Genomic DNA, 19,688 nt, shown 5'->3' on the forward strand with positions numbered 1-19,688 from the left:
TTCTTTTTGTTGTTTGGTAAAGCCGTCTTTATACCTGATACTAACTACTTGATACTAATTATTACAAAACTACTAATTTGAAATGAAGTACAGGTAAGCATAAACAATAGGAGCGGCTAATAAAAGTCCGTCGAACCTATCGAGCAGGCCTCCATGGCCCGGCAGTATGCCACCGCTGTCCTTCACGTTAATGCTGCGTTTAAACATCGATTCCACCAGATCACCCAGGGTGCCGAAACATGATATTAAAACAGCTACGGTAACCCATTGCTGCCAGGTAAGTTCGGTATAATAATGACTGAATATTAACCCGGCCACGGCACTGATGATAACGCCGCCAAAAAAGCCCTCCCATGTTTTTTTAGGTGAGTGGCGTTCAAATAGCTTAGTGCGGCCAAATGCGCGACCGGCAAGGTAAGCGCCTGTATCGTTACTCCAAAGCATCACCAAAAAGCCCAGCGGAATATGAGAGTTAAAATTTTCGCTGCCGTTCATAAAGGCCATTGCATGGAAAAACAAAAATGGCACTACCGCCAAAAGTATCCCCAAAAATGTAAAACCCAAATTGCTGAATGGCGCCGGTGTTTTTTTATAGAGCTCCTGTATATAAACCGCGCTTAAGCATACCGGTAAAAAGAAAATGAATTTCCAGGCCGGGAAATAACACTGCGCTGCAAAAAAAAGAAATATCAAAAAGCCGTTGATCAGCCCGCTTTCGCGGCTGGGTTTAAAACCGCCCTCGCGCACCAACTTGTAAAACTCAAACAGGCAAAACGAAGTTAAAATGAGATAAAATACACTAAATACATAAGGGCCCAGTAAAACAGAACCCAGCATTACTATAACAAAAAAGAAGCCGGTAATGGCGCGTACTTTCATAAATTAATTTGATTGAGGATCATGATCTCAATGGCCTTGCTAAAATCCTCCTGGTGAATATAAACTTCAATATCGCCAAAGGCCTTGTGCGATGAATCTTGCTTGTTTAACAATACGGTATCAATGTGGTGCCGGGTAAGCACCTGCTTAACAATTTCTGATTGATAAAAATTGGATGATGTGAAAATTTTGATCCAGCCTTTTTCCATTAATAATTAAACATGGGCTTCCTGAGCGCAATATTCCTGTATATATAAAGCAAAATTAAAATAATTATCAGGCTAAAAGCATAGCTGCTATAATTAAATACATGCTGGTCATCAGGGTTCAGGCTGATGCTTTTATGCTGGTACAGGTAGGTGATAACCACGGCCGAACCATTGTTTAAAAAATGTGCCCAAACGCCTGTCCAAACACTGCCACTCCAGGCCACAAAATACCCAAAGAACACACCCAATGCTACACGCGGTAAAAATGAGAAAAACTCCATGTGGAAAGTGCTGAACAAAATAGCCGTGATCCAGATGGCAGCATGGGTGTTTTTTGTCCATTTAATAAATATGGTTTGTAAACATCCCCTGAATAAAAATTCTTCGGCGATAGCCGTTAACAGGCCAACCACAAAAACGGCCCAAAGCATGGATCCTACTGAGTTCATGGTAAGCATCACGGTAGTGGCTTTCTGCGCTTGCTGTTCCATGGCGCGCATGGCATCTTCCACTGCTTTTAACGAATCGGGCAAGGTTAGTTTCTGATTAATATTGGTCAGTACCTCCATCACCGGCGACGAAAACAGCATAATGGCAAATACCAGCAGTAACAAAATTGACGGGAACTGAAAGTTTGTTTTTAAGTATTTGGGGGTATCATGTACAATAAACCGGGCAAACAATACTGGTACTACAAATAACGGAAGAGTGGTGCTTACAATTTGTAATATCCAAAGTCCGGATAGGGTGTTTTTATTGGCGGTGTTAAAGCTCATTACATCCGTAACGGTTTGAGTGCCATATATTGCCCATATTATACCTGCAGCCAGCAAGCCAAACACAATGAGCGCGAAAATTGTACCGGCTACTAAAATGATGATTTGTATTGATGGATGAGTTTGCGTTGGCTGTGCCTTGTACTGCTCAATGGGTTCTTGTATCATTTGATGTAAAATTCGTATTTTTGCACGCTAAAGATAAGGATGTCTGTACAAATAGGAAATATTGATTTAGGTGAGTTCCCGCTGTTGCTGGCGCCGATGGAAGATGTGAGCGATCCGCCCTTCCGTTACGTGTGCAAACAAAACGGCGCGGATATGATGTATACAGAGTTCATTTCATCCGAAGGATTGATACGTGATGCCGCCAAAAGCCGTCAGAAACTGGACATATTTGAATATGAGCGCCCTATAGGTATCCAGATATTTGGCAGCGATATTGACCACATGCGCGAAGCCACCGAGATTGCCTCATTGGCTGGGCCCGATCTGATGGATATTAATTATGGCTGCCCTGTAAAGCAGGTGGCGTGCCGCGGTGCCGGCGCCAGTTTATTACAGGATATTGACAAGATGGTGGCCATGACCAAAGCCGTTGTGAACGCTACCCATTTGCCTGTAACCGTAAAAACACGCCTGGGCTGGGACGATAATACCAAAAATGTTTACGAAGTTGCCGAACGCCTGCAGGATGTAGGGATAAAAGCCCTCACCATACATGGCCGCACCCGCGCGCAAATGTATAAAGGCGTAGCCGACTGGTCGCTGATACGTGATATTAAAAAGAACCCCCGCATCCAGATACCTATTTTTGGCAACGGAGATATTGATTCGCCCGAAAAGGCAGCTAACTGGCGCATGGAATTTGGTGTTGATGGTATGATGATAGGCCGTGCGGCTATTGGCTATCCGTGGATATTCCGTGAGATAAAGCATTTCTTTAACACTGGTGAATATCTCGACAAACCAACCATTACCGAGCGTATAGCCGCATGCTCAACCCATTTGCAAAAATCGGTAGAGTGGAAAGGGCCAAAAACCGGGATATTTGAAATGCGCAGGCATTACTCCAACTACTTTAAAGGCGTTGATCACTTTAAAGAATACCGTATGAGGCTGGTAACCGCCGGTACTCTACAGGAAGTATACGAAATTTTAGCAGAAATTGACGAAAAATATGCTATTGAAATGGCGTAATATTTGTTCAGATGCTTTATATTTGAAATTTAACAGACACAATTCACATGGTTACCACTATAACTGAGGGCGTTAAGGTTTCCATAGAAACCATTTATCAGCCGGAATATTCAAATCCGGCTAATGATCACTTCATGTTTGCCTATAAGGTGAATATCGAAAATATGAGTAATTATGCCATACAGCTCATTAGCAGGCATTGGTATATTTTTGATTCAAATGGTGCCAAGCGCGAAGTGGAAGGGGAAGGTGTAGTGGGTCAGCAGCCGGTTATTGAACCCGGTCATGCACATGAATATGTATCTGGCTGTAACCTGAAAACAGATATGGGCAGCATGAAAGGCGAGTACCAGATGACCCGTCTGTTAGACAATGCCTCTTTCAATGTACAGATCCCCGAATTTTACCTGATCGCCCCATACAGAATGAATTAAGCCCACAACCCCTGAATGGGGAATTGGTGAAAATATAAAAAGCCCGGATGATAATTCATTCGGGCTTTCGTGTATATATGGTATTCGATTTGGGGAAAAGTTATTTACCGGTGCTTTTCGTGTTCCTCATGAGGCCTTGTTTCCTGATGTGGCTTTGGCTGTGACGTATGGTGCTCATGAGCAGCCTGCGAGTTAGGAGTATGATGATGGTTCTGTGCAGGTTGTGGCCTGTTTTCTTCTGTAGGTTTATTGGCAGGAGTACCACCCGGATTAGCATGATGATGCGGTTTTTCACCTGCATTATTTGCAATAGCGGGTTGACTGCTGTTATCAGACTTATTGTGTTTGCTTCCGGCTTCGGCGTTGTTATCTGAATGGTTCCCGCGGGCATTGTCGCCCGATTTGTCAGTCGCAGAAACCCTTGCAGGGTGTCCTTCGGAGGTAAAATGTTTGCCGTTAACCTTGTTCATCGCGGCTGTTGCGGGTTTTCCGTTATTAACGCTGGCAAACTGGCTGCGGTCTTTCCCCGCAACCTGACGATGGCTAACTTGCTCACCAGTTGGCTGAACATGCTGCTCCTTTTCGGCGGCGCGTTCTTCGGGCCGTGGCTGGGCGCTTACACCACCCGGGCCGTTAAAGCTGGTATGATTATTTACAGTTACATTGTTAACAACCGTTTTATTGATGTAGGTGTTGTGCACAACGGTTTTGTTAACATTTACCACCGCTGTATTATAATGGAAAGAGTTGCCCGACCATCTGCCGCCAACATAACCAGAGCCTCCGTAGCCGTAACCATAATTTACACCACCATAAAAGCCGATATGCCTGCCCCAATAGCCCTCATGATAAACATACAAGGCGCCGTCGTAACCCCAGTAACCGGGAGTCCATAAATAGCCTGGTCTGGGTGGTGCTACCCAAACACCGGGTACCCAGTAATAGCCGCCATCCTGGTTATATGCCCAGTAACCGGGAGTCCATAAGTAGCCGTCAACCGGGCATGGGGGTTGCGTATAAGTAGGTAAAACCGGAGGGGCGGTTCTTATTGATATACCTATACTCACCTGCGCATAGGTTGTAGATACTGCCAGGGATGCTATCAAAAGCACCATCAGCATTTTCGCTGTTTTTTTCATATCAGATAAATTTTTACACCAAACCTATGCCCGTAACATGAATATTACATTAAGATTTGGGGTATCTGCAATTGCGCTTCATGAAAGCTTCATGAAAATAATAGCCTGATATGCAGGTTTATACAGCGAGGTTGTAATCAAAAATAAAAGCCCGGATAATGACTATCCGGGCTTTTATCAGCGTGTAAAAGACTCCCCCTTTAGGGGGCTGGGGGGCTAATTTCGTCTATTAAACAGGAACGAGGCGTAATAAACCAGCGTTGCCAGCGCGCTTAAGGCGGCAACAACATAGGTCATGGCGGCCCACCACAGGGCGTCTTTAGCTTGTTCGTGTTCTTCGGTGGTTTGCATAATGCTGTAATTGTTATTGAGCCAGGCCAATGCCCTGCGGCTGGCATCAAATTCAACCGGCAATGTGATAAAGCTAAAGAAAGTTACCAGTGCAAGCGCTGCTACGCCAATAGCCAGTACATAAGGGTTATTAGCGAAGAACAACAGCATAATACCAATAAATAAAGTCCACTGGGTTAGGGTCGAAGCTACATTGATAATAGGCACCATAGTCGACCGGAATGTTAGCCAGCCATAAGCCTGCGCATGTTGAACGGCGTGTCCGCACTCGTGCGCGGCAACAGCGGCCGCGGCTATACTGCGGCTATGATAAACATCGGGGCTTAAATTAACTGTTTTGGTTTCGGGGTTGTAATGGTCGGTAAGCTGACCTTCGATAGATACTACCTGAACATCAAATATGCCATGGGCGCGCAGCATTTTTACTGCTACTTCCTGACCCGAAAGGCCAGACAATAATGCAACCTCTGAGTATTGTTTAAATTTACTTCTGAATCGCCACTGCACTATAAAACTCACCAGGGCGACCGCAATCATCAGGAACCAAGCCGAATTGTAACCGATGTATCCCGTAATTAATAATAAGTGATTCATTGTAGTAAGTGAAATGTTAAAATGTTGTGTATTGTGAAAAAAACTGTTCAAAAAGTATTCCGAATTACTTTAAAAAGCCAAAATATATGTTAAAATAAACAGTTTTGACCGTTAACTTTTTACTTTTGATTTTAAATGGAACCTTCATTTTCATACTGGGAGCGCACCGCTTTTATAGACCATGCCGATGTGGTTATTATCGGCAGTGGCCTGGTAGGCCTGAGCGCCGCCCTGCATTTAAAAAAACAACAGCCCAACTTAAAAGTTACAGTTTTGGAGCGCGGCTTTTTACCATCAGGCGCCAGTACTAAGAACGCGGGTTTTGCCTGTTTTGGTACTGTATCTGAGCAAATTAACACAATAAATCAATCGTCTGAAGAAGAAGCTATGCGCCTGGTTGCTTACAAATGGCGCGGACTGCGGCGCCTGCGCGAAAACCTGGGCGACGGGAATATAGATTATCATCAATATGGTGGTCATGAGCTGTTTATGGAACATGAAACAGAGAATGCCAGAAATTGTATTGACCAGATAGCTCATCTTAATAAATTGTTAAAGCAGGCCATTGGTAAACCTGACATTTATGCAGTGGCTAATGCTAAAATAGCAGATTTTGGCTTCAATAAAGTGAATCATATTATATACAACCCTTATGAAGGTCAGCTAAATACCGGTAGAATGATGCGCACTCTATTAAATAAAGTGTATAATTTAGATGTGCTGGTGTTAAACGGTTGCGACATAACAGAAATAACACGGGAAGATAATCATATCAACCTCATCACATCACAGGGGAATTTTAAAGCTGGTAAAGTGATATTAGCTACCAATGCCTTTGCAAATCAGCTATACCCCGAGCTGAAGGTGATTCCGGGAAGGGGACAGGTGCTGGTTACCAAGCCTGTTCCGGGGTTAAAGCTAAAGGGCACCTATCATTTTAATGAGGGTTATTACTATTTCAGGAATATTGATGGCCGCATACTGTTTGGCGGAGGTCGTAATTTAGATTACAAAACCGAAGAAACCTGGGAGTTTGGGCATACCGATACGGTGAAAGAAAAGCTGATTACCTACCTGAAGGAAGTGATCTTGCCCCGTCAGCAAACCGAAATTGATTACTGGTGGAGCGGCATCATGGGTTTTGGTGAAGAAATTACACCTATAATAAAACAGGTTAGGCCCGATATATTTTGCGCTGTACGTTGCAATGGCATGGGGGTGGCTATGGGCAGTTTGGTTGGGGAAGAAGTGGCCGATCTGGCCCTACAAACTTAATTCCTTTTCATTCGGTTCACCAATTTGATCAGCGGATTCTGTTGTTCTGTTCGGTCTATTGGCATCGCCCCATTCAGACAAAGATCTTAATATAGGCTCCAGGCTTAGTCCCAACGCTGTTAAACTGTATTCAACCTTAGGCGGAACTTCAGGGTAAACTTTTCTGCTAATGAGCTTATCCTGCTCCAACTCACGCAGTTGAAGTATTAATATCCGTTCAGAAACATTCGGCATAGAGTTTTTGAGCTGGCTATAACGCAAACAACCCTTTAATAATAATCGCCACAATATCAATGGTTTCCAGCGACTTCCTATAACGCTGAGGGTGTAAAATGTGCCGCAGCTGGCTTTGATCAGCAGTTCATTTTCCAGATTTGTTGAGCTTTCTTTTCTCATACTTACATTTATGTTAGTACTATACAAATTTATTAGTATATGCAAATGTAGGAGCTCAGCCTTAACTTTGCAATAGTATTAAAACAACTGATATGCAACCATTAAAAAATAAAATAGCCTTTGTTACCGGAGGAAGCCGGGGCATGGGCGCCGCAATAGTGAAACAACTGGCCCGCGAAGGGGCAGAAGTAACCTTTACTTATGTAAACGGTAAAGAAAAGGCAGGTGCCTTAGTTGAGGAGCTGAACGGAGAAAATTTGAGCATTAACGCAATTAAGGCAAATAATGCTATTGAAGGCGAAATAACATCGGCCCTGGCACAAACACTTGAAAAATTTGGCAGGCTGGATATTCTGGTTAACAACGCGGGAGTTTATTTGGGTAAGCCTATTGAAGAGCATACCATGGATGATTACCGGTTGCTGATGAATGTTAATGTGAGCGCAGTGGTTGAAGGCGTTTTGTTTGCCGCACAAAACATGGCTAACAACGGCAGGATCATAACCATTGGCAGCAATATGGCCGACAGAGTGGCCTTTGCCCAGGGAACTTTATATGCCATGAGCAAATCGGCATTAATTGGGCTCACCAAAGGTTTGGCGAGAGATCTGGGCCCGAAGGGAATCACTGTAAACCTGGTACAACCCGGACCTGTTAATACAGATATGAACCCCGAAAATGGTGGACACGCAGACTATGCCAGGGGCCTGATGGCCATACCAAAATATGGTCATCCTGAGCAAATTGCAAATATGGTAGCCTTCCTCGCCAATCCGGCAGCGAGCTATACCACAGGCTCCATCATTACTATTGATGGTGGAACCAACTGCTAATTACCAGCTGATTTTACATCGTTGTTATTTAAAATAACTCTACCAGCCGTTCCAAAGCCATTCCGCGCGAACCTTTGATCAGAATGGTGGAGTTTTTTATAGGATTTGCCTTTAAGTCGGCAATAGCGTCTTCCGCTGTCAGATAAAAACGGTTAGTTTTTTCGTCCCCGGTCTTTTCAGCCGCTGCAGTGAAGTCTTTTCCTATAAATATCCGTTCATCTACAGGAGTATCCATGGCTTTACGGATAACTGCGGCATGCTCGGCAGCTGATTCCTGGCCCATTTCAAACATGTCACCCAAAATAAGCACCCTGCGTTTGGCGTCTATTTTACCAATGTTTTCGATGGCTACAAACATGCTGCTGGGATTGGCATTGTAATAATCGCAAATGAGCGTATTGGTTGCTGTTTGAACAATTTGCGAACGGTTGTTTTTGGGCTGGTAGTTCTCAATACCGGCATTGATTTCAGCGGCGGTTAAATTAAGGTAAGTGCCTATGCAGATAGCGACCAATATATTGCTCAGGTTATAAGCGCCGGTAAGTTGTGTTTTTACAGTATAGTTTTCTTCGGTTTTATTGTTGGTCCATTGTACTGTAAGTAGTGGCGCATTTTCAACAATTATACCGCTAATAAGGCTGTTGGTTTTATTATTGCCGTAATAGATCACTGTTTGCAAATCCCTTGCATTGGCCATTTCCATTAATACGGCATCATCGCTATTTACAAAGGCAATCTTATTTTCGGCAGAATGCGAAGCTAAATAATCATACAGTTCACCTTTACCCTTTTTTACGCCTTCGATACCGCCAAAGCCTTCCAGGTGCGCTTTACCTACGTTGGTAATTAGTCCGTGCGATGGTTGTGAGATACTGCAAAGCAGTTCAATTTCTTTTTGGTGATTAGCGCCCATTTCAATTACAGCGGCTTCATGCGTAGTATCAATGGTTAATATAGTAAGCGGTACGCCAATATGGTTGTTCAGGTTTCCCTGCGTTGCCTGTGTTTTAAAATGCTGTGAGAGCACTGCGTTTATGAGCTCTTTAGTAGTGGTTTTGCCATTGGTACCGGTAAGTCCGATAACCGGGATAGTTAACTGCCTGCGATGGTGCCGTGCCAGATCCTGAAGGGTAGTCAGCACGTCCTCAACCAATAGATACCGATCGCCTAATTGATACGCTCCATTATCAATCACAGCATATGCAGCACCGGCTTCTATAGCTTGTTTTGCAAAAGTATTGGCGTCAAATTTATCGCCTTTAAGTGCAAAAAACAGGCTTCTCGGTGCAATTTTGCGGGTGTCGGTACTGATAACAGGATATTGCAGATAAAGGTTATAAAGTTGTTTGGTAGTGATCATGCGAATAGTATCAAGTAATTATTATCAAGTATCAAGATTTTTGATAATATGACGTTAGTTTTTGTAAAAATATAAAAAGATGGAACGCCCACTAAACGAATACCGATCTAAAATTATACATTTTCTGTCTTAATACCTGATACTAACTACTTGATACCGCTATTGGTTTTTGTTCATCCAGCTTATTACGGCTTTAATTTCGCCGTAGGTATAGGCATCGCCTAAAACTTCTTTTAGCGGCGCAAGGCGTTCCGCTCCGTAACTTTCTAAGGCCTCCAAAATTACATGTAATTTAGCTTCGGACACCAGTTCGTTTACATCCAGATCTCCGGTTTGTACAAAATGGCTCAAATGCCCTTCAATGGTTACCTGTGACAGTCCCCGTTCGGCAGCTATTTCCATAACATTTTTACCCTGACGGTATAAATTAAAAGTTTCTGAACGGGTATCGGTGCCACTACGCGGTGATCTGGTTCGCTCAGTTTTGGGTTTACGTTCCCTTTTTGCTGATTTATAAGCAATTTTTGATTCCAGGCTCTTTTCCTTGCAATAATCCTTAACCGGTTGCAGCAGTTCGCGGCCATAACGGGCCAGCTTAACATCGCCAAAACCGGAGATAAGTCTCAGTTCATCCAAACTCTGTGGCAGGTAGGTGGCCATTTCAAGCAACGTGGCATCTGATACAATAATATAAGCAGGCACATTTTCCCCCTCGGCAATGTCCCGACGAGCATTTTTAAGGCGACTTAATAATTCGGCCTCATGTAGTGGCACAGCCTCGGTGTGGTGTTCTTCGGTTACCTGGGTTTCAATAAATTCTACCTTTTGTATGCCTTTGAGCACTAAAGCGCTTTGATCTGTCAATTTTAAAACCGGGTACCCATCACCGGTCACCTGAAGGTATTCCATTGTGATCAGTTCGCGGATGTAACGCTGCCAGTCGGCTTTGCTGATATCGGCGCCTATGCCATAAGTTTTAAGCTGTTTATGTTCTTCGCGGATCTTTTCGTTTTTTGATCCCCGTAAAAAATCAATTACATAATTAACCCCAAACCGTTCGTTTAACCGGGATACAGCCGATAATGCCTTTTGGGCAATGAGTGTCCCATCAAAACGTTTAAACTCGGTTAGGCAAACATCGCAGGAGCCGCAGTTTGGCGGAAAAGCCTCATCAAAATAATTCATGAGATATTGCCTGCGGCAGGTTTGCAGCTGACAATACCGCACCATATCGTTCAGTTTGTTGAGCATGATCCGACTTTGCTCCTCGTTTCCTTCAATACGGGCAAAGTGCTGCAGCTTACCGGCGTCGCCGGGAGAGTAGAGGAGCAGGGCTTCCGACGCCAAACCATCCCTGCCGGCTCTGCCCGTTTCCTGGTAATAGCCCTCAATGTTTTTGGGCAGGTCTATATGTACCACATAGCGCACGTTTGATTTGTTGATACCCATACCAAAGGCAATGGTAGCCACAATGATCTTTACATCATCGCGCAAAAAAGCTTCCTGATTTTTGGCTTTTGTTTCGTTGTTTAAGCCAGCGTGATATGCTTCGGCCGCGAAACCTGCATTTTTAAGATCAAGGGCCAGGTCTTCTGTTGATTTGCGGGAAAGGCAATATATAATGCCCGATTCTTCCCTGCGTTCATTTAAAAAGGCAATGAGTTGTTTAAAGCTGTTTTTTTTGGGAACAACTGTGTAAGTAATATTTGCACGGTTAAACGACGACACAAACACGGCAGGCTTGTGCAGGTTTAATTTTTCGAGTATATCTTTTTGGGTGAGCTTATCGGCGGTGGCGGTAAGCGCGATAACAGGTACATTCGGGAACTCATTTTTTAGCTGGGCCAGCATCAGGTATTCGGGCCTGAAATCGTGCCCCCATTGGGAGATACAATGTGCCTCGTCAATGGCTATCTGCACCACATTGAGTGTTTTTAAAAATGGTACCAGTTTATTCTCATTGCCAAACAAACGTTCGGGCGCAAGGTATAACAGTTTAACCTGGTTATTCCGGAGTTTTTCAACCAGCAGACGCTGTTCATCTGGTGTTTGGGCCGAATTAAGAAAAGCTGCAGGTATGCCGCTCACATTCAGACTGTCAACCTGGTCTTTCATTAACGCAATCAGTGGTGATATTACAATGGTAAGTCCGTTGAGCAATACGGCAGGCAACTGGTAACATAATGATTTACCGCCGCCTGTGGGCATCAGGGCCATTACGTCCTGCTTATTTAAAATATGCTGAATAATAGCTTCCTGCTGGTGTCTGAACGTGTTGTAACCAAAATATTTTTGCAGGGCTTGTAATGGAGTCATTTTAGATGTGCGGATTTCAGATATGCAAATGTGCAGATATTATTTGATGTGCACATTTCGGATACGTGATTTTCAAAATTAACATGTGATTTTAAGGAGCTTATATAATATGATCATTTGGTACATCTGTATTAAATTCCGCATATTAGTATATCTCTATACTCGTATCTTTAGTACTATGATAAAAAGACTACTGTTTGTTTTAATAACCTTTATTTCCTTATCGTCAGCCATCGCTCAAAAAATACAATCGCCTGATGAGTTTTTAGGATATAAGCTCGGAGATCAGTTTACACCCCACTACCGTATTGTTGACTATTTTAAATATGTTGCCCAGGTATCGAAAAACGTAAAACTGCAACAGTTTGGCACTACCAATGAGGGAAGGCCGCTACTGGCCGTATTCATTGCATCAGATGCGAACATTGGCCGGTTGGAAGAAATAAGACATAATAATTTACGCCTTGCCGGTATGGAAAAGGGTAGCGTAATTGCCAATATGCCGGTGATTACCTGGCTGAGTTATAATGTTCATGGTAATGAGCCGGCTTCGAGTGAGGCGGCTATGTGGACTTTGTTCGATATGGTTGACCCCTCGAACACCACTACAAAAGCATGGCTAAAAAACACAGTGGTTGTCATCGATCCTTGCTTAAACCCCGACGGGCGCGACCGTTATATTAATTTCTATAATTCGGTACATGGCGAGGTGCCTGATGCTAACCCTATATCACGAGAGCACGTAGAGCCGTGGCCGGGTGGCCGTACCAATCATTTTTACTTTGATTTGAACCGCGACTGGGCCTGGCAAACACAAAAGGAAACACAGGCACGTGTTGCCTTGTTTAACCAATGGCTGCCCGAGGTTCATGTTGATTACCACGAGCAGGGATACAATGCCCCTTATTATTTTGCCCCGGCAGCCGAGCCTTATCACAAAGATATAACCCAATGGCAACGCGATTTTCAGGTTATCATTGGTAAAAACAATGCTAAATACTTTGACCAGAATGGCTGGATGTACTTTACCAAGCAGGAGTTTGACCTGCTTTATCCGTCATACGGTGACACTTATCCTTTGTATAACGGATCCATCGGCATGACTTATGAGCAGGGAGGCATCAGTGCAGGGCTGGCTGTACTTACCCGTAGCGGCGATACACTTACGCTTGCCCAGCGTATAGCCCATCATCATACCACGGCTTTAGGCACTGTTGAAATAGCATCGGCAAATGCCCAAAAGCTGCTTGATGAGTTTAAAAAGTTTTATGACAATAGCCGCATTAACCCACCCGGTATATACAAAACCTACATTATTAAAAACGATAATCACAATAACATCAATGCGCTGGCTGGCATGCTGACCAGGAATGGTATACAGTATGGCTTTGGTTTAAATGATAAAACCATTATTGGATTTGATTACTTTACAGGTAAAACAGAACAATATAAAGTTGGAGCAGACGATATGGTTATAAATGCCCATCAGCCCAAGGCGGTTTTGCTGCATGTATTGCTGGAACCTAAAACCTTTATAGCCGATTCAAACACGTATGATATTACAGCCTGGGCCTTGCCATACGCATATGGCTTAAAGGCTTACGGGGTAAAAGAATCATTAAAACCAGCCAGCTCAAGGCAGAGTATTGCTAAACCACAACAATTGATTAACAGCCGCGCGTATGCTTATGTAGCCACCTGGCAATCGGTTAATGATGTGAAGCTTTTGTCGGCATTGCTTAAAAAAGGCATTAAAGTACGTTATTCTGAAAAAGCTTTTGAGGCCGGAGGTAAAAAGTTTATGCCCGGCTCGCTGCTTATTACGAGGGCCGGCAACGACGGCGCCGATTTTGACCAGGTAGTTACCCGCACTGCCGCCGAACTTAATGAAGGACTTACTTCTTTATCATCGGGGTTTGTTGATAAAGGCGCGGATTTGGGATCAGATGCCATAAGATATATAAAACGCCCACGTGTAATGCTGATAGCTGGCGAAGGAGTTAATGCAGAAGCCATGGGCGAGGTTTGGCATTTGTTTGAGCAGCAAATAGGTTATCCTGTTTCGCTGGTAAAATATCAGGACCTGGGCCGCACCCGGCTTGCTGATTTTGATGTGGCCATTTTTCCCGATGGTACCTATGATGATTTTCCTTCTGATAAGCTGCAAAACTGGATACGTGATGGCGGCAAACTTATTGCCATAGAAAATACGGTTGCGCAACTTGCCGATAAAAAAGGCTTCGCCCTTAAAAATAAAGAAGAGAAAAAGGATGATAAAGTCGAAGAGAAGGAAAAAGAAACGGTAAAACTCTATGGAGAGCGTGACCGCGATGCCATTCGCTCCATGATTCCTGGTGCAATATTTAAACTGAACCTTGATAATACCCATCCGCTGGGTTTTGGCTTACCCAATTATTACTATTCGCTTAAGCTTAATGATGATATATATAACCTGCTGAGTAATGATGATGGCTGGAATGTAGGCACCATTAAAAAGAACAGTTATGTGTCGGGTTTTGCAGGTGCACAGTCAAAGTTGAAGATCAATAATGGGTTGTTGCTCGGCGTGCAGTCATTGGGTCGTGGTTCGGTAGTATATATGGTAGATGATCCGCTGTTCCGGAGTTTCTGGGAAAACGGAAAGCTGCTGTTTAGCAACGCGGTGTTTATGGTACAGTAGGTCCCCCTGCCAAGCCCCCTTGCCCCCTAAAGGGGGAGCTCTTGATTGGCAATATCGAAAAAAATACAAAACGGCCTGCATTACAAACTAATGCAGGCCGTTTTGCAAATAAAAAGCTCCCCCTTTAGGGGGCAGGGGGGCTTGGCCTAATTACCGCCCTTTACCCTTCCTTTTTCATCATCGGCACCACTGCGGTGTTCGCGTGATTTTATTTTGCTGTTACCAAAATTGTAGGTAAAGGTTAAACGGCCAACCCTTGAATCGCTTCTTTGTCTGATATCGAAATCGTTACCCAGGGTGTGGCTGCTTACATTATTACGACGGATGTTAAATACATCATCAACCGCCAGTTTTATGTTTACCTTTTTATTGGCGAATGAATGGCTTAATCCGGCGTCAACACCGTAACGGGGTTTTATTTTATATATACCGTAAGTAAGCGGCGATTGGTAGTCGCCCATGATTTCAAAGCGATAGCTGCCAAATGTAAATGTTTGTGTTGTTTTGGCCTGAACGGTCACTTGCCCGTCGCTTAACCTTCCTGTTCCGACAGAATCTGATTTAAAGCCCAGGTAAAAGCTATTGATGTTGATATTGCCTGTCCACCATTTGGTAATGGTAAAGGGCGCATCAATGTTAAGGCTATACGAGTTCTGGGTTTGCAGGTTCAGACTGGTTTGGAAAGATTTTTGGCCTTCGGTTAATATTATTTCGGTGATCACATCGGTAGTGCGGCTATAACCAAGGCTTATGTTAAGGCTTTTGTTGTGTGTGAAATTAAATTCAAAATTGTTGGTGTATTGTGGCTTAAGAAAAGCATTTCCCTTTGAAAAGGTATAAGGGTCAAGATAATATATAAAGGGGTTCAGGTCGTCATATCCCGGACGATCAATACGGCGGCTATATGAAAAGCTGATCTCGTTTTTATCATTAAGCGTATGGTTAATAAATACGCTTGGGAAAAAGTTAAGGTAACTGCGGTCTACAGAGGTACTGCCCATCAAATTACCATTTGATTGTGTGTACTCGGCCCTCACCCCTAATTGTACCGATGTTTTTTTGAATTGCTTATTTAAATTTAAATAGCCGGCGGTTATTTTTTCGGTATAAATAAAACGGTTGGTACGGGTAGTATCATTAATATAGGTGTTACCGTCAAATATTTGAGCCTGCAGGTCATTGTCTGTTTTAACGCTGCTGAATTTTGCACCGGTTTCAAATTTTACAGTTTTTGATAGTGGCTTGGTATAATCAACCTTGCCTGTATATATGGTGATGTTTGATGGTGTTTGGTTGCGCAGCAATTGAGGCGCATGCTGCGGACTGCCATCGGGCAAAAAGTAATGGGTGTCATATTGAGCGATGGAGTTGTTTTTGAATTTAGAATAGTCCAGATCAATGCTCAATTCCTGGCCGCTGGTATCTATCTTAAACTTATCGTTCAGGTTGGCGGCAAAATTCTTATAGGTTTGGTTAATGGTTGATACGGTGGTCAAAGATGAATCGACCTGATTTGGCGCAGCGCTGATATTGGTTTTTCCATTATTGCTATCCAGCCAGCTGTTTGAGTACCCGCTTACTACAAAGCCAATAGTGTTCCTGCTTGTCATATCATAATCGGCGCCAACACGGTAGTTATTGTAATGGTTGGTTGGCTGCATTTTGGTAAGCTGGTTAAAATAGCTTGGCTTGCCTAAACTATCGCGGGTGATACGATCAATATTAATATCACGGTCGCGTTTATTATCGCCACGGCTTAAGGTGGCAAATACATTCAGCTTACCTGACTTATGATTTAAATTCAAGCTGGAATTGTCCCTCCAGAATTTGCCCTTAGCAACGCCAACAGTAACGCTTCCGTTTGTGCCCGACTGGCTGTTCTTTTTTAATTTAATGTTGATGATACCAGAATTACCGGCGGCATCGTATTTAGCCGAAGGGTTTGTAATGATCTCGATTGATTTAATGGTATTGCCATCGGTAGAGCGTAACAAAGTAGCCAATTGCGCAGCGGTAAGGTAAGTTAACTTATCGTTGATCATTACAGTGACCCCCTGTTTGCCTTTCAGGCTTATATTGTCATCCTTGTCAACTGTAACACCAGGCGCTTTGGCCAGTATTTCCATCGCGGTGTTACCGGCCGCAAGTACGCTGTTTTCAACATTCATTACAGTGCGGTCAATTTTGCGCTCTATCAGCGGTTTGGCTGCTGTAATGGTTACTGTGTTTAAAGTAGTGTTGCCGGCTTTCATACTTAAAGCAGGAGCAGCTACGGTTGCTGTGTTTTCTGATACGACAAAAGGTTTGGTTGCGGCCTTTTCATATCCTACGGCGGTAGCTTTAACAATGTATTTACCCGCATTGATACGATCAAAGGTATAAACACCATTGTCATTGCTTAAAGCACCTTTAACAACGGTAGAGTCGGTGGCTCTAAGCAAGCTTACGGTTGCGTAATCCATGGGCTTACCTTGTTCATTTGATAGGGAGCCGGATACTTTGGTGCCACCTGATTTGCCATCCTGGGCAAATGATGTACTCCAGCTGATAGCTACAAGCAGGAGTGTGCGGAATATGTTGAGTATGTTAGTTTTCATGGTTGCGGTGTTAAAAAGTAAAGGCAATAAGGTGCCATTAAAGAATATGCTTCTTTTTAAAAATGGTTAATAAGTTTTTAGTTGTTTTCGGTAAGTCCCGGCAGTGTGTTTAGTATATTATGATATATAGGCGATTTTTTTTCATGATGTTGTGATTTATACCTCAAATTTGCTAACAGAATAGGTTTTTATATAATGCTTTTAGGCGAAGGCGGCTAAACTTCCGGTAAACGGCCGAAAAATACCGATGAATGAGTCAATCTTCCTTTCAATTATTAAAACTTATGCTGCCTGTTAACATGGTGTTGTGCTTGTGTTGTTTTACATTAAGATGCAAAAACATGCCGGAAGGTTACAACTGCTTTAAATTTTTTAATACCGGGAAGCTGTTTTTTATAATATCACAAACAAATAAAAAGCCCCGAGACCCGATATTAAACTGAATAGCTGAAACTTGTATTTGCTTTTTTGAACTTGTAGCGGACTGATAATAGAAGGGTATAATAAGCCCGCTAAACAATAGCAGGCTTATATATTTTATCAGGGTTTTCATTTGGTATGATTGGCTTATGTTTGTTTTACTGAGCCGGTTTTTTTACGGTATCTGTAACAACGGGAGGCTGGGTTTTCAGGGTATCAGTCTTTACAGTCGGGATCGTATCTATTTTACACTGTAAACCATCAGGCTTCATAATAAATACCGCCCCGGCCGGATTGCGCGGCGTATTACTCTGTTCACAATCATACAAGTTAAAATTCATATTGCGGTCGAGTTTCCGGTCAATAACCAGTTTAGTGTTTAGTGGAACCTTTAAGGTCATGTGCAGTTCCTGCCCGCGCCACAATCCGTTATTAAGCCTTTCCAGGTGGCGGTCAAACTTTAACACCGAATCTTTTTGTATAAACCTGTAGCTGATATTTCGCGCGTTGATCAGGGCATCCTCGTCGTTGCGGCCGCGGGCAATACATGATTGCTCTAAAACAGGTTGGGCCACGTCGCTTTTTTCAATATCAATGCTTACACGGTCGGGCGAATCCCAGTCATCACCATTGTAGTCATCATCTAAAATGATCATACCATTAAAACGTTCTTTAATCCGCAGGCGGGTGCTGTCTTCATTGGTTAAAAATTTGGCGTCGTTAAGTTCCAAATAATAGGTGTTGTTGGCGGTTGGTTTTACATTGATGGTTTTGCTTAATCTGGCGCCTTCCCTGAAATCGGCAGATGCTCTTACCCCATAATATATTACGGCGCCCATAGAGGCCAGCCATATACATAATAGTGTGGTGCCTATTGAGCGGTTAAAGGAGGCATTTTTAAACAGGAAGCCTATAGTTAATAATATAATGGTTAATAAAGGTATAGCCAGCAATAAAAAACCACCGGTTAAAAATATCATATTGGTATCGCGGTTAACGATATTGAACGGAAATATATGATAGATGTCTGTTTTGCCAAATCCTATTAGTGCAATTAAGCTAACAATAAGCGCTATAGCAAGGCCAAAACAAGTTAGCAGAATAACTATGGCAATCAGTTTGACCACTAAGCCGGTCGCTCCTCTTAAAAAAGTACCAAGGTGATCAAAAAAATCGCCGGCAAAATCACGGGCTTTGTAAACAAACGGTCTTGCTTCGTGCCTGAAGTTGGAAAGGTTTTCTTTAACCGAGCTCATTTCTTCTTCAAAGCTCCTTTTAAAGCCTTTAAGATCCTGCTTTTCGCCCTTCATAGCCATGCGGTCGGCACGAGAAACAGCTTTTGGTATAACTATCCATAATATAATGTACAAAATAAGACCACTCCCGGCAAAAGCAAATGATAATGCAAAAGCGAGCCTGATCCACACGGCCTGAATGTCGAAATAATTGGCAATGCCTGCAGCTACACCACTAACCAAATGATCGTCGGGATCACGAAAAAGCCTGCGGCGCTCTGTGTTATAAGAAAAAGGATTGTTACCCGGTGTCTTATCGTCGGTTTCTGCAAACTCAAAATCTTCTACGGTACCCATTTGCTCAATAACCAGCTTAACATCAGCCTCTACAACAACCTGTGTGTTTTGGTTGGCCAGTGCCTCGTTAAACATTTCAGCAATCCGGTTTTCAATATCTGTTGTTATCTCCAGGCTGTCGGCCGACGTTGCAAAATGGCGTTTTACATCGGTCATGTACGCTCTGAGTACTTCGTAAGCATCCTCTTCTATATGAAATACGATGCCGTTTATATTTATGATGATAGTTTTATTCATGATCTGTGATTTTTATAGGTTTTTTTATTTTCTGTCGCCAATTGCTGTTTGAACAGCATAAACCAGCTCCTGCCAGGTTTTATCAAGCTGTTCCAACACGTTTTTTCCTTCCTCAGAAAGAACATAATATTTACGTGGCGGCCCTGAAATTGACTCCACCCAATTGTAAGTGAGCAGACCATTATTTTTTAACCGGGTCAATAGCGGGTACAGAGTACCCTCAACTACAAGCAGTTGGGCTTTTTTGAGTTCAGAAATGATATCTGACGCGTATGTTTCGCCCTTAGCTATGATGGAAAGAATGCAGTACTCCAGTATGCCTTTCCTCATTTGGGTTTGTGTGTTTTCGACAATCATGATACAAAGATATATGTTTTAGATTGTATTATGCAATACATAG

Annotated in this window: 16 protein-coding genes; 5 read left to right on the plus strand and 11 right to left on the minus strand. The window is 43.1% G+C overall.

All coding sequences use genetic code 11. The features are described 5' to 3' along the window. Positions 1 to 72: 72 nt before the first annotated feature. The 3 genes from SNE25_RS02845 to SNE25_RS02855 are packed head-to-tail and all read right to left on the minus strand — an operon-like array spanning position 73 to position 2,032. Positions 73 to 879 (minus strand): phosphatidate cytidylyltransferase, encoded by an 807-nt coding sequence (locus SNE25_RS02845; RefSeq protein WP_321563578.1) that lies wholly within the window; start codon positions 877 to 879, stop codon positions 73 to 75. After that, positions 876 to 1,088, minus strand: coding sequence for a putative signal transducing protein (locus SNE25_RS02850; RefSeq protein ID WP_321563579.1), 213 nt, complete (start codon positions 1,086 to 1,088; stop codon positions 876 to 878). Before SNE25_RS02850 ends, SNE25_RS02845 begins: the two co-directional genes overlap by 4 nt. Next, the gene (locus SNE25_RS02855; protein ID WP_321563580.1) at positions 1,088 to 2,032 is read right to left on the minus strand and encodes a CPBP family intramembrane glutamic endopeptidase; all 945 of its coding nucleotides are present in this window, start codon (positions 2,030 to 2,032) and stop codon (positions 1,088 to 1,090) included. The genes SNE25_RS02850 and SNE25_RS02855 overlap by 1 nt, the downstream gene beginning before the upstream one ends. 39 nt (positions 2,033 to 2,071) lie before the next feature. Here SNE25_RS02855 and dusB point away from each other — a divergent pair, with 39 nt between their 5' ends. Next, entirely contained in the window at positions 2,072 to 3,064 is a 993-nt protein-coding gene (gene dusB / locus SNE25_RS02860; protein ID WP_321563581.1) for a tRNA dihydrouridine synthase DusB, read from the plus strand. Positions 3,065 to 3,111: 47 nt separating this feature from the next. Continuing rightward, complete coding sequence (gene apaG / locus SNE25_RS02865; protein WP_290326484.1) at positions 3,112 to 3,498, plus strand: Co2+/Mg2+ efflux protein ApaG; 387 nt, start codon at positions 3,112 to 3,114, stop codon at positions 3,496 to 3,498. Positions 3,499 to 3,602: 104 nt separating this feature from the next. Here apaG and SNE25_RS02870 read toward each other — a convergent pair whose 3' ends face one another. Together SNE25_RS02870 and SNE25_RS02875 are read right to left on the minus strand one after the other, a co-directional pair. Further along, positions 3,603 to 4,637 carry a YXWGXW repeat-containing protein gene (locus SNE25_RS02870; protein WP_321563582.1) on the minus strand — a complete coding sequence of 345 codons (1,035 nt, stop codon included), beginning with the start codon at positions 4,635 to 4,637 and terminating at the stop codon, positions 3,603 to 3,605. Between the two features lie 216 nt (positions 4,638 to 4,853). Beyond that, complete coding sequence (locus SNE25_RS02875; RefSeq protein WP_321563583.1) at positions 4,854 to 5,582, minus strand: zinc metallopeptidase; 729 nt, start codon at positions 5,580 to 5,582, stop codon at positions 4,854 to 4,856. Between the two features lie 135 nt (positions 5,583 to 5,717). On the opposite strand from SNE25_RS02875, the gene SNE25_RS02880 reads away from it, so the two are divergent. Beyond that, a complete protein-coding gene (locus tag SNE25_RS02880; RefSeq protein WP_321563584.1) occupies positions 5,718 to 6,857 on the plus strand; it encodes an NAD(P)/FAD-dependent oxidoreductase in 1,140 nt (379 codons plus the stop codon). Here the strand turns inward: SNE25_RS02880 and SNE25_RS02885 are convergent. Beyond that, positions 6,846 to 7,253, minus strand: a complete 408-nt coding sequence (locus SNE25_RS02885; RefSeq protein WP_321563585.1) for a winged helix-turn-helix transcriptional regulator — start codon at positions 7,251 to 7,253, stop codon at positions 6,846 to 6,848. The genes SNE25_RS02880 and SNE25_RS02885 overlap by 12 nt on opposite strands. A gap of 92 nt (positions 7,254 to 7,345) precedes the next feature. Here SNE25_RS02885 and SNE25_RS02890 point away from each other — a divergent pair, with 92 nt between their 5' ends. Further along, on the plus strand, positions 7,346 to 8,086 hold the full coding sequence (locus tag SNE25_RS02890) for an SDR family NAD(P)-dependent oxidoreductase (protein WP_321563586.1): 741 nt from the start codon (positions 7,346 to 7,348) through the stop codon (positions 8,084 to 8,086). Positions 8,087 to 8,114: 28 nt separating this feature from the next. Here SNE25_RS02890 and SNE25_RS02895 read toward each other — a convergent pair whose 3' ends face one another. Beyond that, the gene (locus tag SNE25_RS02895) at positions 8,115 to 9,446 is read right to left on the minus strand and encodes a UDP-N-acetylmuramoyl-tripeptide--D-alanyl-D-alanine ligase (RefSeq protein ID WP_321563587.1); all 1,332 of its coding nucleotides are present in this window, start codon (positions 9,444 to 9,446) and stop codon (positions 8,115 to 8,117) included. A 159-nt stretch (positions 9,447 to 9,605) separates the two neighbouring features. Beyond that, the gene (gene recQ, locus SNE25_RS02900) at positions 9,606 to 11,762 is read right to left on the minus strand and encodes a DNA helicase RecQ (RefSeq protein ID WP_321563588.1); all 2,157 of its coding nucleotides are present in this window, start codon (positions 11,760 to 11,762) and stop codon (positions 9,606 to 9,608) included. A gap of 178 nt (positions 11,763 to 11,940) precedes the next feature. On the opposite strand from recQ, the gene SNE25_RS02905 reads away from it, so the two are divergent. After that, a complete protein-coding gene (locus tag SNE25_RS02905) occupies positions 11,941 to 14,442 on the plus strand; it encodes a M14 metallopeptidase family protein (RefSeq protein WP_321563589.1) in 2,502 nt (833 codons plus the stop codon). A gap of 146 nt (positions 14,443 to 14,588) precedes the next feature. Here SNE25_RS02905 and SNE25_RS02910 read toward each other — a convergent pair whose 3' ends face one another. The 3 genes from SNE25_RS02910 to SNE25_RS02920 all read right to left on the minus strand — a co-directional run bounded on the left by SNE25_RS02910 (position 14,589) and on the right by SNE25_RS02920 (position 19,645). Beyond that, positions 14,589 to 17,039, minus strand: coding sequence for an outer membrane beta-barrel family protein (locus tag SNE25_RS02910; RefSeq protein WP_321563590.1), 2,451 nt, complete (start codon positions 17,037 to 17,039; stop codon positions 14,589 to 14,591). Positions 17,040 to 17,617: 578 nt separating this feature from the next. Further along, positions 17,618 to 19,288 (minus strand): PspC domain-containing protein, encoded by a 1,671-nt coding sequence (locus SNE25_RS02915; protein WP_321563591.1) that lies wholly within the window; start codon positions 19,286 to 19,288, stop codon positions 17,618 to 17,620. Positions 19,289 to 19,312: 24 nt separating this feature from the next. Next, a complete protein-coding gene (locus tag SNE25_RS02920; RefSeq protein WP_321563592.1) occupies positions 19,313 to 19,645 on the minus strand; it encodes a PadR family transcriptional regulator in 333 nt (110 codons plus the stop codon). Positions 19,646 to 19,688: the final 43 nt, after the last annotated feature.

The organism is Mucilaginibacter sabulilitoris (genome assembly GCF_034262375.1).
Taxonomy (GTDB): Bacteria; Bacteroidota; Bacteroidia; order Sphingobacteriales; family Sphingobacteriaceae; genus Mucilaginibacter; species Mucilaginibacter sabulilitoris.

Excerpts from the sequence above, each read along its gene's own strand:
- apaG (WP_290326484.1), top strand. The coding sequence starts at position 3,112 with ATGGTTACCACTATAACTGAGGGCGTTAAGGTTTCCATAGAAACCATT.
- SNE25_RS02890 (WP_321563586.1), top strand. The coding sequence starts at position 7,346 with ATGCAACCATTAAAAAATAAAATAGCCTTTGTTACCGGAGGAAGCCGG.
- dusB (WP_321563581.1), top strand. The coding sequence starts at position 2,072 with ATGTCTGTACAAATAGGAAATATTGATTTAGGTGAGTTCCCGCTGTTG.
- recQ (WP_321563588.1), bottom strand. The coding sequence starts at position 11,762 with ATGACTCCATTACAAGCCCTGCAAAAATATTTTGGTTACAACACGTTC.
- SNE25_RS02880 (WP_321563584.1), top strand. The coding sequence starts at position 5,718 with ATGGAACCTTCATTTTCATACTGGGAGCGCACCGCTTTTATAGACCAT.
- SNE25_RS02875 (WP_321563583.1), bottom strand. The coding sequence starts at position 5,582 with ATGAATCACTTATTATTAATTACGGGATACATCGGTTACAATTCGGCT.
- SNE25_RS02910 (WP_321563590.1), bottom strand. The coding sequence starts at position 17,039 with ATGAAAACTAACATACTCAACATATTCCGCACACTCCTGCTTGTAGCT.
- SNE25_RS02885 (WP_321563585.1), bottom strand. The coding sequence starts at position 7,253 with ATGAGAAAAGAAAGCTCAACAAATCTGGAAAATGAACTGCTGATCAAA.
- SNE25_RS02855 (WP_321563580.1), bottom strand. The coding sequence starts at position 2,032 with ATGATACAAGAACCCATTGAGCAGTACAAGGCACAGCCAACGCAAACT.
- SNE25_RS02895 (WP_321563587.1), bottom strand. The coding sequence starts at position 9,446 with ATGATCACTACCAAACAACTTTATAACCTTTATCTGCAATATCCTGTT.
- SNE25_RS02850 (WP_321563579.1), bottom strand. The coding sequence starts at position 1,088 with ATGGAAAAAGGCTGGATCAAAATTTTCACATCATCCAATTTTTATCAA.
- SNE25_RS02920 (WP_321563592.1), bottom strand. The coding sequence starts at position 19,645 with ATGATTGTCGAAAACACACAAACCCAAATGAGGAAAGGCATACTGGAG.
- SNE25_RS02870 (WP_321563582.1), bottom strand. The coding sequence starts at position 4,637 with ATGAAAAAAACAGCGAAAATGCTGATGGTGCTTTTGATAGCATCCCTG.
- SNE25_RS02905 (WP_321563589.1), top strand. The coding sequence starts at position 11,941 with ATGATAAAAAGACTACTGTTTGTTTTAATAACCTTTATTTCCTTATCG.
- SNE25_RS02915 (WP_321563591.1), bottom strand. The coding sequence starts at position 19,288 with ATGAATAAAACTATCATCATAAATATAAACGGCATCGTATTTCATATA.
- SNE25_RS02845 (WP_321563578.1), bottom strand. The coding sequence starts at position 879 with ATGAAAGTACGCGCCATTACCGGCTTCTTTTTTGTTATAGTAATGCTG.